Raw genomic sequence first — 13063 nt, 5'->3', positions numbered from 1 at the left:
CTCACTGAGACGTCACTCGGACTTTGCTGACATAAAGTGGCATCCAGTTCTGTTGCTTCGCTAGTCCCCGGCCCAGAGATCGCGCGTCTCCTCAACGCAGATTATTGTCCCTTTCTGGCCACGCGTGTCACCTGGCCAGCGCGTCGAGCACCCGCGCCCAGCTTCGGATGCCTTTGTGAAAGCTCTGGACGTTGTATTTTTCGTTGGGGGAGTGAATGGCGTCATCTTCCTGGGCAAAGCCGATGAGCATGGCGTCAAGGCCGAGCACCTCTTTGAAAAAGCCCGCGATGGGGATCGAGCCGCCCATGCCGGTAAAGACTGCTTCGCGCGCCCATTCGTCTGAAAGGGCCTGACGGGCGGCTTCGAACTCGGGGCGGCTGATGTTCATCACGGCGGCGGGCGAGCCGTCGAGATCCTGATTCCAGGTGATCTTGGCATCGGGCGAGAGGCGGTCTTCGACATGTTTGCGGACCTTTTGGCGCAGGCTGTCGGGGTCCATATCGCCGACAAGGCGGCAGGTCAGTTTGCAATGCGCCTCGGAGGGGATCACGGTTTTTGTGCCGGCACCCTGATAGCCCCCCCAAAGCCCGTTGATTTCCAGCGTGGGCCGCGCCCATTGCTGGACGAGGGCGGAATAACCCGCCTCGCCATGGGCACGGGTCATGCCAACGGAAGAGAGATATTCGTGTTCGTCAAAGCCGCAGCTTTCCCATTGGCGCAGCAGGTCTGCGGGCACCTCATGGACGCCCTCGTAGAAGCCTTCGACGGCGACGCGACCCGTGTCATCGTGGAAAGACGCGATAAGGCGCGAGATTTCGCGCAGGGGGTTGAGGGCAGGACCGCCGTAGTGACCGGAATGCAGGTCGATTCGCGGGCCGGTGATGGTGAATTCATCCTTGAGCATGCCGCGCAGTTGCGAGGCGATGGAGGGCACGCCGGGGGCGACCATGGAGGTGTCGCAGATCAGGGCCAAGTCGGCGGAAAGCTCTGCGGCATTGTCGCGCATGAAGGGGATGAGCGAGGGCGAGCCTGATTCCTCTTCGCCCTCGAAAAAGAAGGTGATGCGGCAGGGGAGCGCGCCGGTCACGTCCTTGTAGGCGCGGCAGGCCTCGACAAAGGTCATCAATTGGCCCTTGTCGTCGGAGGCGCCGCGTGCGCGGATCACTTTGCCATGCGGCGTGTCCTGAAGTTCGGGGGCGAAGGGATCAGTGTGCCAGAGTGCCAGAGGATCAACCGGCTGTACGTCGTAATGCCCGTAAAAAAGCAGGTGCGGTCCAGAGCCATCCGCAGGCCCGTCAATATGGCCCACGACCATGGGGCGGCCCGGTGTGGCACGTTTTTCTGCTTTCACCCCAAGGCTTTGCAGGTCTGACACAAGCCAATCTGCGGCGGCTTCGCAATCGCCCGCATAGGCCGGATCGGTCGAGATGGAGGGGATTCGCAAGAGCCCGGTCAGCCGGTCGAGAGCGGCGGGCAATTGGTCGTCGATGCGAGAGAGAACGGCGGAAAGCGACATGGCGGGCCTTTGGGTTTGAGTATGATTGAGAATGAGGGTATCAGGCCGCGTGGCACTGTCCAGTCACTTGACCCAAGTCAAAGTGGGGGGCAGCGTCAATTTGTAACCTGTTGCGTGAGGGGAATGTATTTTATATCCATTCCAAATATTGAATAGGTGGCCCGGTTCGCCGCCCAAGACCCGAAGGACGGCTGGCCCCGTTTGCCGGTGACGATCAGGAAGGAAACGCCAGTGGATTACGAAGCCAAGCTGGATCAGGCGATCGACCGTTTGCATCAGGAAGGTCGCTATCGCACCTTTATCGACATCGAGCGGACGAAGGGCAATTTTCCGCATGCGGTGTGGCGCAAGCCCGATGGGGCCGAGCAGCCGATCACTGTGTGGTGTGGCAACGATTATCTGGGCATGGGGCAGCATCCGGTTGTCCTGAGCGCGATGCATGAGGCGATTGACGCCACGGGCGCAGGATCTGGCGGCACGCGCAATATTTCCGGCACGACGGTCTATCACAAGCGGCTTGAGGCGGAATTGGCCGATCTGCATGGCAAGGAAGCGGCGCTGCTTTTTACCTCTGCCTATATCGCCAATGACGCGACGTTGAGCACGCTGCCCAAGCTCTTTCCGGGGCTGATCATTTATTCCGATGCGCTGAATCATGCCAGCATGATCGAAGGCGTGCGCCGCAATGGCGGGGCCAAGCGGATTTTCCGGCATAATGACGTCGCACATCTGCGCGAGCTGATGGCGGCGGATGATCCCGCCGCACCCAAGCTGATTGCCTTTGAGAGCGTCTATTCGATGGATGGCGATTTTGGCCCGATTGAAGCGATTTGCGATCTTGCGGATGAGTTTGGCGCGCTGACCTATATCGACGAGGTGCATGCGGTGGGCATGTATGGCGCGCGCGGGGCGGGGATTTGCGAGCGGGACCGGCTGATGCATCGGCTGGATATCATCAACGGCACCTTGGCCAAGGCCTATGGGGTGATGGGCGGCTATATCGCGGCAAGCGCCAAGATGTGCGACGCGGTTCGGTCCTATGCGCCGGGCTTCATTTTCTCGACCTCGCTGGCACCGGCATTGGCGGCGGGGGCCAGTGCCTCGGTTGCATTTCTGAAGACGGCGGAGGGCGCGGCGCTCCGGGAGCAGCATCAAACTCAGGCGAAAATCCTCAAGACGCGGCTCAAGGCGATGGGCCTGCCGATGATTGATCATGGCAGCCATATCGTGCCGGTGATCGTGGGCGATCCGGTGCATACCAAGAAATTGAGCGACATGCTGCTCGAGGGCTATGGCATCTATGTGCAGCCGATCAATTTCCCGACCGTGCCGCGCGGCACCGAACGGCTGAGGTTCACACCCTCGCCGGTGCATGGCCCCAAAGAGATGGATGCGCTGGTGCGCGCCATGGATGAGCTCTGGAGCCACTGTGCGCTGAATCGCGCCGAATTGGCGGGCTAACCTCTCTGCACGTGCATTATACCTTGCCTTGTGTTACGGTCTGAGAAAGAAAAGTTCAGAGCTCGAATCGGGACATTTGGGCAGCTGGGCAAGACACTCGAGAGGCAGGGGCGCATGATCGGGCGGCGATTTTCGCGGAAGGCCGAAGTAGAAGAGGTTGAAGCCCGAGGCTTTGACGCTTTTGAATTGCGCCTTGGCGATTTGATGCGCGGTGAGCGCGCGACGCTTGGAAAATCCCTGCTGGATGTGGAACGCGAGCTGCGGATCAAGGCCAATTACGTGGCCGCGATTGAAAATTGCGATCCGTCTGCCTTTGACACCCCCGGTTTCATTCCCGGCTATGTCCGGTCCTATGCGCGCTATCTGGGTATGGACCCAGATCAGGCGTTCAAGGTGTTTTGCGACGAATCCGGTTTTTCGATTGCCCATGGGATGTCGGCAGAGGCGTCTTCGATCCGCAAGGCTGGCCCTGTCAAGCAGCGCAAAGCGGCGCTGCAAGATCCGTTGGTGTCGCCCAATACGCCATTCCTGCCCGCCTCTGAGAGTTTCCTGTCGCGGATCGAGCCGGGGGCGATTGGATCGGCGCTGGTGCTGGTCGTGCTGATCGGGGCGATTGGGTATGGCGGGTGGAGCGTATTGCGGCAGGTGCAGCAGGTGCAGCTTGCGCCGGTAGAGAATACGCCGGTTGTCTTGGCCGATCTTGACCCGTTGAGCGGGGCTGCGGTGATTGCCGATGATCTGCCTAAGGGCGAGGAGGCCGCGTCGGGCGTGTTTCAGCCGCCGCGCGATGAACGGTTGAGCCGGTTGTACCGGCCCAAGGCGCTGGATGTGCCGGTTATGGTGGCGCGGGATGCGCCGATTTCCACGCTTGATCCGCGCGAAGTGGGCACGCTGAGCCCGGTCGCCCCGGAGGCGGATCGCGACAGTGGCATTGCGCTGGCCCTGCGCGAGGCACAAGACTTTGACGCGCCCGGCCCGAACCGGCCTCAGGTGGTGGCCGGAAATTTGGCAGAGGTGCAGGTGGTTGCGGTGCGCCCGGCCTGGGTGAGGGTGCGTGCCGCTGATGGCAGCGTGATCTTTGAGGGTATTCTGAACGCGGGTGATACCTACCCGGTGCCTGCGACGGAAGAGCCGCCGACGCTGCGCGTGGGCGAATCGGGGGCGATTTATTTCGCCGTGAACGGTCAGCACTATGGGCCTGCGGGCACACGAGGGGCTGTCACTTCGGGGTTGGCGCTGACGGCAGAGGGGCTGACCGGGCGCTATGCCTTGGCCGATATCACAGCAGATCAGGATTTGATGCGGTATGTGGCCGAGGCGCAGATCGCGCCTGAGGCTGTTCCGCAGCAATAAGCGACACGCGATTGCCCCTGACCCCGGCACGGTTTATCGTGTGGGAAAGTCACCTTTAGACGAACGGGGCCCGACGCGATGTCGCTCAATCATATCCGCCCGTGGCGCAATATCTACCGCCGCAAATCCCGTCAGATCATGGTGGGCGATGTCCCTGTTGGGGGCGATGCGCCGATCACCGTGCAGACGATGACCAACACGCTGACCACCGATGTGGCGGGCACGGTGGCACAGGTGCAGGCGGCCGCCGATGCAGGGGCGGATATTGTCCGGGTCTCGGTGCCGGATGAGGCATCGGCGAAGGCGCTGAAAGATATCGTGCGCGAAAGCCCGGTGCCGATTGTGGCGGATATCCATTTCCACTATCGGCGCGGCATTGAGGCAGCCGAGGCGGGGGCCGCGTGCCTGCGGATCAATCCGGGCAATATCGGCGATGCGCGCCGCGTGCGCGAAGTGATCGCGGCCGCACGGGATCATGGCTGTTCGATGCGGATTGGCGTGAATGCCGGGTCGCTGGAAAAGCACCTTTTGGATAAATATGGCGAGCCGTGCCCCGATGCGATGGTCGAGAGCGGGTTGGAGCATATCCGTATTCTGCAAGACAATGATTTCCACGAGTTCAAGATCAGTGTGAAAGCGTCGGATGTGTTCATGGCCGCCGCCGCCTATCAGCAACTGGCCGAGGCCACGGACGCGCCCATTCACCTCGGCATCACCGAGGCGGGCGGCCTCATGTCGGGCACGATCAAGAGCGCGATTGGTCTGGGCAACCTGTTGTGGATGGGGATCGGCGATACGATCCGGGTGAGCCTGAGCGCTGATCCAGTGGAAGAGGTCAAGGTTGGCTATGAAATCCTGAAATCGCTGGGGCTGCGGCATCGGGGGGTGAATATCATCTCTTGCCCGTCCTGCGCGCGGCAGGGGTTTGACGTGATCAAGACGGTCGAGGCGCTGGAAAAGCGGCTGGAGCATATCAAGACGCCGATGAGCCTGAGCATCATCGGTTGCGTGGTTAATGGCCCCGGTGAGGCGCTGATGACCGATGTCGGCTTTACCGGCGGCGGGGCGGGCAATGGCATGGTCTATCTGGCGGGCAAGCAGAGCCACCGGATGGATAATGCCCAGATGATCGACCACATTGTCGAACAGGTCGAGCGGCGGGCCGCAGAGATTGACGCAGAGACAGCGGCGCAGGCGGCGGAGTAGGGGCGGGGTTTGCGGCTCTGCTGCGTTTGCAAAGCGTGGAAAACTTGCTAAGGCAGGCGCGAGCCAATTCCAGCAAAGGATTCCCCGCCCATGAGCAGTATCATCGACATTCACGCCCGCGAAATTCTGGACAGTCGGGGCAATCCGACGGTTGAGGTCGATGTGACGCTGGAGGATGGCACCATGGGCCGCGCGGCGGTGCCCTCGGGGGCGTCGACAGGCGCGCATGAGGCGGTCGAGCGGCGCGATGGTGACAAGGCCCGCTATATGGGCAAGGGCGTGCTGGAGGCCGTGGCCGCCGTCAACGGTGAGATCGCCGAGGCGCTGGCGGGTATGGATGCGACCGAGCAGGTTTCGCTCGATATGGCGATGATCGAGTTGGACGGCACGCCCAACAAGGCGCGTCTGGGGGCCAATGCAATTCTGGGCGTGAGCCTTGCCTGTGCCAAGGCGGCGGCGGATTTTTCCGGCCAACCCCTATATCGCTATGTGGGGGGCACCTCGGCGCGGGTGCTGCCAGTGCCGATGATGAATATCATCAACGGCGGCGAGCATGCCGACAATCCGATCGACATTCAGGAATTCATGATCCTGCCGGTAGCGGCGGAGAATATCCGCGATGCCGTGCGCATGGGGTCGGAGGTGTTTCACACGCTGAAGAAAGAGTTGTCGGCGGCGGGTCTGGCGACGGGTGTGGGCGATGAGGGCGGCTTTGCGCCCAACCTATCCTCGACGCGCGATGCGCTGGATTTCATTCTCAAGTCGATTGAGAAGGCGGGTTACCGCCCCGGTGAGGAGATTTACCTTGGTCTCGATTGCGCCGCGACGGAATACTACAAAGGTGGCAAATATGAAATTTCTGGCGAAGGTTTGAGCCTGAGTAGCGCTGAAAATGTTGCATATCTGCAAGCGCTGGTCGCGGATTACCCGATCATTTCCATCGAAGACGGCATGGCCGAGGACGATTGGGAAGGCTGGCGCGCGCTGACCGAGGCGCTGGGCGACAAGGTGCAGTTGGTGGGCGATGATCTTTTTGTCACCAATCCCGCACGTCTGGCCATGGGGATCGAGCGCGGGTGCGGTAATTCGATGCTGGTCAAGGTGAACCAGATCGGCACGCTGACCGAGACGTTGCAAGCAGTCGATATGGCGCATCGCGCGCGCATGACCAATGTGATGTCGCATCGGTCGGGCGAAACCGAGGATGCCACCATCGCCGATCTGGCTGTGGCCACCAATTGCGGGCAGATCAAGACTGGCAGTCTGGCGCGGTCGGACCGGCTGGCGAAATACAACCAGCTGATCCGGATTGAGGAAATGCTGGGCGAGACGGCGATCTATGCCGGGCGTTCGATCCTGAAATAAGCGCGCGCGGGGGGGCGGATTGTAAAATTCCGTTCCCCTCTGCGTGGCGCTTTTGTTTTTCCCGGATTGGTTTTAGGCTTGGTCAAGGCGCGCTGAGGCGTCTTGGCCCGGAGGGTGGTCTGGCATGGGAATCGATGATCTGCGCAAGGATTTGGGCGACCAGACCTGGGTTGATGTCTTGCGCGCCATGGACCGGACCTATGCGGAGCTGGTGGATTATCAGGAGCAGTTGGAGAGCCGCAATGCGGAGCTGACCAATCTGCGGCATTTCCTGTCCTCGATCATGGTGTCGATCAGTGATTATCTGGTGGTGGCTGACAAGCATGGCGCGATTGCCGATGCCAGCGCGTCATTTTGCAACCTTGTGGGGATCGAGGTGGCCGATCTGGTGGGGCGGCCCTTGCGCGACTTTGTGGCCGAGGCCGATACCGGGGGATTGAGTGCCGCGGTGGCCGAAACGGTCGCCCTGCGCCGCACCCATACCCAAAGCGCGGATCTGATCACGCCCGATGGTTTGGAGCCGGTGGAATTCAGCATCGCGCCGCAGCTTGACCGCCGCCGCAAAAGCACGGGCGTTGTGCTGACGGGGCGGCCACTGGGGGCGCTCAAGCGGGCCTATGCAGAGCTTGAGCGCAGCCATGAGGCGCTGAAACAGACCCAAGGTCAGTTGGTGCGCAATGAAAAGATGGCCTCTCTGGGGCGGCTGCTGGCCGGGGTGGCGCATGAGCTGAACAACCCGATCAGTTTCGTCTATGCCAATACGCATACGCTGGAGAAGTACCTGTCGCAGTTCGAGACCTATTTCGAGCGGGTTCAGGCGGGGGCGAGCCGCGAAGAATTGGTGGCGCTGCGCGAGGCGTTGAAGCTGGATCGCAATCTTAAGAACCTTGCGCATGTGGTGCAGGGCGCGCGCGACGGGGCCGAGCGGGTCCGCGATATTGTCGAGGATTTGCGCCGGCTGTCGGCGGATGGGGCGGGCGAAATGACCGATTTCGATCTGCTCGAGACAGCGCGCATCGCCGTCAACTGGATTGAGCGCGGCAGCAAATCCGATCTGCGGATCAGCTATGAGGGGCAGGCGCCCTGCATGGTGCGGGGGCGACCGGGGCATATCCAGCAGGTGTTGATGAACCTCGTGCAAAACGCGGTGGATGCGATGGAAGGGATGGAGGCACCCGCGTTGCGGCTTGACCTGCGTGACGAGGGGGGACGCGCGGTGCTTGAGATATCCGACACGGGGCCGGGGATTGCGGCGGCGGATGCGCAGGCGATTTTCGATCCGTTCTATACCACCAAGGAGGTGGGCAAGGGCACGGGGCTTGGCCTGTCAATCTCGCATAAGATTGTCGAGGAACATGGCGGCACGTTGGAACTGGTCGAGCGGGCCGGGCCGGGGGCCTGTTTCCGCCTGAGCCTGCCACGAGGAGGGGCGGCATGAATATTCTTTGGTTGCAATCGGGGGGCTGTGGCGGCTGCACTATGTCGCTTCTCTGTGCCGAGGATCCCAATGTGCTGGCTTTGCTGGCGGGGGCGGGATTGGAATTTCTGTGGCATCCGACACTGAGCGAGGCCACCGGCGCGCCGGTGCGGCGCATGTTGGAGGATATTCGCGAGGAGCGTCAAACGCTCGATATTCTCTGCGTTGAGGGGTCTATTCTGCGGGGGCCCAATGGCACTGGGCGGTTTCATATGCTGGCAGGCACCGGGCGGTCGATGCTGGACTGGCTGCTGGATCTGGCACCGCGCGCGGGGCATGTGGTGGCGGTGGGCACCTGTGCCACCTATGGCGGCGTCACGTCGGCGGGTGAGAATCCCGCCGATGCGGTGGGCGTGCAATATGACGGGGCGCATGTGGGCGGCGCGCTGGCGGCGGAGTTTCGGTCACGCTCGGGCCTGCCGGTGATCAATGTGGCGGGCTGCCCCACCCATCCGGATTGGGTGACAGAGACGCTTTTGATGCTGGCAGCGGGCGAGATGCGGGCAGAGATGCTTGATGGTTATGGGCGGCCGCGTTTCTATGCGGATCACCTTGTGCATCATGCCTGTCCCAAGAATGAGTTTTATGAATACAAGGCCAGTGCGACGCATCTGTCGGAAATGGGCTGCATGATGGAGCATCTGGGCTGTGTCGGCACACAGGCGGTGGGGGATTGCAATATTCGCGGCTGGAATGGAGAGGGCAGTTGCACGCGGGCGGGCTATCCGTGCATCAACTGCACCGCGCCGGAATTCGAGGAGCCGGGCCACGGCTTTGCCGAGACGCCGAAATTCGCAGGGATTCCGGTGGGCCTGCCGTCTGACATGCCAAAAGCCTGGTTCATGGCACTGGCGAGCCTGTCGAAGGCTGCGACCCCGCCGCGCATCGCGCGCAATGCGGTGGCCGACCGGATCACCGTGCCCCCCAGCCTCAAGAAACCCAAGCCATGAGCGACACGCAGCTTTTGGTTGGCCCGTTCAACCGGGTCGAGGGGGATCTGGAAATCCGGCTGGATGTGGCCGAGGGCCGGGTGCGGTCTGCGCAGGTGAATTCGCCGATGTTTCGCGGGTTCGAGCGGATGCTGTTGGGCAAGGGGGCAATGGATGCGCTGACCATCACGCCGCGCATTTGCGGGATCTGTTCCATCAGCCAATCGGCGGCGGCGGCACGGGCCTTGGCGCAGGCGGCGGGCGTGGTGCCGGCCCCTGAGGGCGAGAAGGTGGCGGCGCTTTTGCATATGGTCGAGAATCAGGCCGATCACATGACGCATTTCAACCTGTTCTTCATGCCCGATTTCGCGCGCAGCGTTTATGCGGGGCGGCGTTGGCATGCCCGCACCGTGGCGCGGTTCACGGCGATGCAAGGCTCGGCGCTGCATGGGGCGCTGGAGGCGCGGGCGCGGCTTTTGCATATCGTGGGCCTTTTGGGGGGCAAGTGGCCGCATACGCTGGCCATTCAGCCTGGAGGGGTCACGCGCGCGCCCTCCCTGCGCGACAAGCTGCGGATGCAGGCCAGTTTGCGGGCCTTTCGCGCCTATCTGGAAGCCGAGATGTTCGGCGCGCCGCTGGAGGCGTTCATCGCCTTGGAGAGTGTCGCTGCGCTGGAGGCGTGGGACACTGGGGATGTGGCGCTTTTCTTGGAGATTGCCGCCGACCTAGATTTGGCGGGGATGGGGCAGGGATCTGGGCGCTATCTGTCTTATGGCGCCTATCCGAGTGGTGAAGGGCCGGTTTTTGCGCGCGGCGTCTGGGCTGGGAGCGCGCTTGGGGTTCTGGAGACCGCGCAGATCACCGAGGATCTGAGCCATGCCTGGATGCTGGGTGAGGCGGTGCATCCGGAGGCGGGGCAGACCGTGCCCGACGAGGCGATGCGTGATCCCGGCTATAGCTGGTGCAAGGCCCCGCGACTGGGGGGCTTGGGCTATGAGACTGGCGCGCTGGCGCGGCAAGTGGTGGATGGGCATCCTTTGGCGCGGGCCATGGTGAGCGAGGGCGGGGTGCGGGCGCGGATCGTGGGGCGGCTGTTGGAGATTGCGCGCACGCAGGTGGTGATGGAGGAGAGGCTGGCCGGGATTGATCCTGCAGCAAGGTTCATGGCCGACTGGGCCCCGCCGCGTGACGGGGTGGGGGAAGGTTTGGTTGAGGCGGCGCGCGGCGCGCTGGGCCATTGGTGCCGGATTGAAAAGGGGCGCATTGCTTCCTGGCAGATCATCGCGCCGACCACGTGGAATTTCAGCCCGCGCGATGCGGGTGGCGTGCCGGGGCCGCTTGAGGCGGCGCTGGTCGGCGCAGAGGTGCAGCCGGGCGAGGAGACGCCGATTGCCGTGCAGCATATTGTGCGCAGTTTTGATCCCTGCATGGTTTGCACGGTGCATTGAGCGGGGCGTGGGGGCGCTGCCCCCGTCGCGCCGATGGCGCGACCCCCCCGAGGTATTTGAGGCCAGATGAAAGGCCGGGCTATGGATGAAGGCTGGCGTATCCGGGTGCGGGGGCAGGTGCAAGGGGTGGGATTTCGCCCCTATATCTGGCAGTTGGCGCGGCAAATGGGGCTGCGTGGCCGCGTGTTCAACGATCCTGAGGGGGTGTTGATCGAGGCGGCGGGCGAAGGTCTGACGGCATTCGTGGCGGCTATTCCCGCGCGCGCGCCGGTTTTGGCGCGGGTCGATGCGGTTTTGCACGAGGTGGCGGTGTTCGATCTGCCCGACGGGTTCGAGATTGCGCCAAGCCGGGGCGTGGGGGCCGAAACGCGGGTGACCCCCGATGCGGCGACGTGTCCCGACTGTGTGGCGGAGGTTTTCGCGCCGGGACGCAGGCAGGGCTATGCCTTTACCAATTGCACCCATTGCGGGCCGCGTTTCACCCTATTGCAGGGGCTGCCCTATGATCGGGCGCGCACCACGATGGCGGCGTTTCCGATGTGCGACGCCTGTCGCGCCGAATATGAAGACCCCGCCGACCGGCGGTTTCATGCGCAGCCCGTGGCCTGTCCTGAATGTGGCCCAAGGGTTTGGCTGGAGCCGGGGGGTGGCGATGCCGTTGCGGGGGCTGTGGCGGTGCTGCGGGCGGGGGGGAGTATTGCGGTCAAGGGGCTGGGCGGGTTTCATCTGGCCTGTGATGCAGGGAGCGGCGAAGCCGTGGCGCGGTTGCGGGCGCGCAAGCGGCGGCCCGGCAAGCCCTTTGCGTTGATGGGAACGCTGGCGATGATCCGGGCGGTCTGTGCCGTGTCAGAGGAGGAGACGGCGCTTTTGCGCGACCCTGCGGCCCCGATTGTTTTGTTGCGCAAGAGGGCGGAGGTCTTGCCCGAGGCGGTGGCGCCGGGGCAGGCGGTGCTGGGTTGGATGCTGCCCTATACGCCGTTGCATCATCTGTTGATCGCGGAATTTGGCGGGCCTTTGGTGATGACCTCGGGCAATCTGTCGGGTGAGCCGCAGGTGATTGGCAATGAGGAGGCCCGCGAAAAGCTGGGCGGGTTCGTGGATGCGTTTTTGATTCATGACCGCGTGATTGCCCGGCGGCTGGATGACAGCGTGGAGCGCGCGCATCCGCCGATGGTCTTGCGCCGCGCGCGGGGGCGGGTGCCGGGCACGCTGCCCCTTCCTGTGGGGTTTGAGGGCGCGCCGCAGGTCCTGGCCTATGGCGGGCAGATGAAGGCCGCGCTCTGTTTGGTGAAAAGCGGTCAGGCGCTCTTGGGGCATCATCTGGGCGAGTTGGATGAGGCGCTGACATGGGAGGCGTTTCTGGCGGCGGAGGCCGATTATGCGGCGCTGTTCGATCATCGGCCTGAGATCGTGGCCTGCGATCCGCACCCCGGATACCGTGCGACGCAGGCGGCCCATGCGCGAGGCGTGCCGGTGATCGAAGTTCAGCATCATCACGCGCATATGGCGGCCTGCATGGCCGAAAATGGTTGGCCCTTGGCGGCGGGCCGGGTGGCGGGGATCGTGCTGGACGGGGTGGGATTGGGGCCCGATGGCACGATTTGGGGCGGTGAGGTATTGCTCGGCGATTATCTGGGGTTTGAGCGGCGCGGCTGGTTGACCCCGGTCGCGATGCCTGGCGGCGACCGGGCAAGCCGCGAGCCATGGCGCGTTGCGCTGGCGCAGCTGGATGCGGCGGGGTTGGGGCATCTGGCCGATGAGCTGTTTGGCACGCGGCCCTTGGCGGTGCTGCGGCAGGCGATATGGGCCGGGGTCAATGCGCCGCTGACCTCTTCGGCGGGCCGGCTTTTTGATGCGTTTGCGGCGGTTTTGGGATTTGAAGGCGCGCAAACCTATGAGGGCGAGGCCGCGATGGGGCTCGAGGCGCGGGCGGTCTTGGGCGATGTGGGGGCCTATCCGCTGGGGGGCGTTGAGGGCGTGATCGAGACTGCCCCGCTGTGGCAGGCTTGGGCGCAGGACCGTGCGGCGGGGGTTGCGCCCGAGGTGATGGCGGGGCGGTTTCAGGCTGGGCTGGCGCGGGGATTTGCAGCCCGCGCGCGGGCGCTGGTCGAGGCGGGGGAGGCGGACGCTGTGGCGCTTTCGGGCGGGTGTTTTCAGAATGCGCCCTTGTTGGACTTAACCCTTGCGGCGTTGGGGGATGTGCCGGTGCTGATCCATCGCCGCACGCCTGCCAATGATGGCGGTCTGGCGCTGGGGCAGGCGGTGGTTGCGGCGGCACGGGCGGTAAGCGGCTGACCGGCGGGGGCGG

The 13063-nt window shown here is 63.5% G+C and carries 9 protein-coding genes; 8 read left to right on the top strand and 1 reads right to left on the bottom strand.

What is annotated here, in order from left to right; translation table 11 throughout:
- Positions 1-127 precede the first annotated feature (127 nt).
- Positions 128-1516 (bottom strand): M20/M25/M40 family metallo-hydrolase, encoded by a 1389-nt coding sequence (locus tag ACLGGT_RS20050; protein ID WP_437197355.1) that lies wholly within the window; start codon positions 1514-1516, stop codon positions 128-130.
- A 231-nt stretch (positions 1517-1747) separates the two neighbouring features.
- Between ACLGGT_RS20050 and hemA the strand changes: the two genes are divergently transcribed.
- The 8 genes from hemA (at position 1748) to hypF (ending at position 13050) form a co-directional block, all read left to right on the top strand.
- A complete protein-coding gene (gene hemA, locus ACLGGT_RS20045) occupies positions 1748-2977 on the top strand; it encodes a 5-aminolevulinate synthase (RefSeq protein WP_437197354.1) in 1230 nt (409 codons plus the stop codon).
- 114 nt (positions 2978-3091) lie between these two features.
- Positions 3092-4330 (top strand): helix-turn-helix domain-containing protein, encoded by a 1239-nt coding sequence (locus ACLGGT_RS20040; RefSeq protein WP_437197353.1) that lies wholly within the window; start codon positions 3092-3094, stop codon positions 4328-4330.
- Between the two features lie 78 nt (positions 4331-4408).
- Positions 4409-5536, top strand: a complete 1128-nt coding sequence (ispG, locus tag ACLGGT_RS20035; RefSeq protein WP_437197352.1) for a flavodoxin-dependent (E)-4-hydroxy-3-methylbut-2-enyl-diphosphate synthase — start codon at positions 4409-4411, stop codon at positions 5534-5536.
- 90 nt (positions 5537-5626) lie between these two features.
- Positions 5627-6901, top strand: a complete 1275-nt coding sequence (gene eno / locus ACLGGT_RS20030) for a phosphopyruvate hydratase (RefSeq protein WP_081506514.1) — start codon at positions 5627-5629, stop codon at positions 6899-6901.
- 124 nt (positions 6902-7025) lie between these two features.
- On the top strand, positions 7026-8339 hold the full coding sequence (locus ACLGGT_RS20025; protein WP_008282515.1) for a sensor histidine kinase: 1314 nt from the start codon (positions 7026-7028) through the stop codon (positions 8337-8339).
- Positions 8336-9328, top strand: a complete 993-nt coding sequence (locus tag ACLGGT_RS20020) for a HupU protein (RefSeq protein WP_437197351.1) — start codon at positions 8336-8338, stop codon at positions 9326-9328. The genes ACLGGT_RS20025 and ACLGGT_RS20020 overlap by 4 nt, the downstream gene beginning before the upstream one ends.
- A complete protein-coding gene (locus tag ACLGGT_RS20015; RefSeq protein ID WP_437197350.1) occupies positions 9325-10755 on the top strand; it encodes a nickel-dependent hydrogenase large subunit in 1431 nt (476 codons plus the stop codon). The genes ACLGGT_RS20020 and ACLGGT_RS20015 overlap by 4 nt, the downstream gene beginning before the upstream one ends.
- 81 nt (positions 10756-10836) lie before the next feature.
- Positions 10837-13050 (top strand): carbamoyltransferase HypF, encoded by a 2214-nt coding sequence (hypF, locus tag ACLGGT_RS20010; RefSeq protein WP_437197349.1) that lies wholly within the window; start codon positions 10837-10839, stop codon positions 13048-13050.
- The last annotated feature ends 13 nt before the right edge of the window (positions 13051-13063 follow it).

It is taken from the genome of Roseovarius sp. MS2 (genome assembly GCF_051447875.1).
GTDB lineage: Bacteria > Pseudomonadota > Alphaproteobacteria > Rhodobacterales > Rhodobacteraceae > Roseovarius > Roseovarius mucosus_A.
This window is presented reverse-complemented; position numbering and strand designations above follow the sequence as displayed.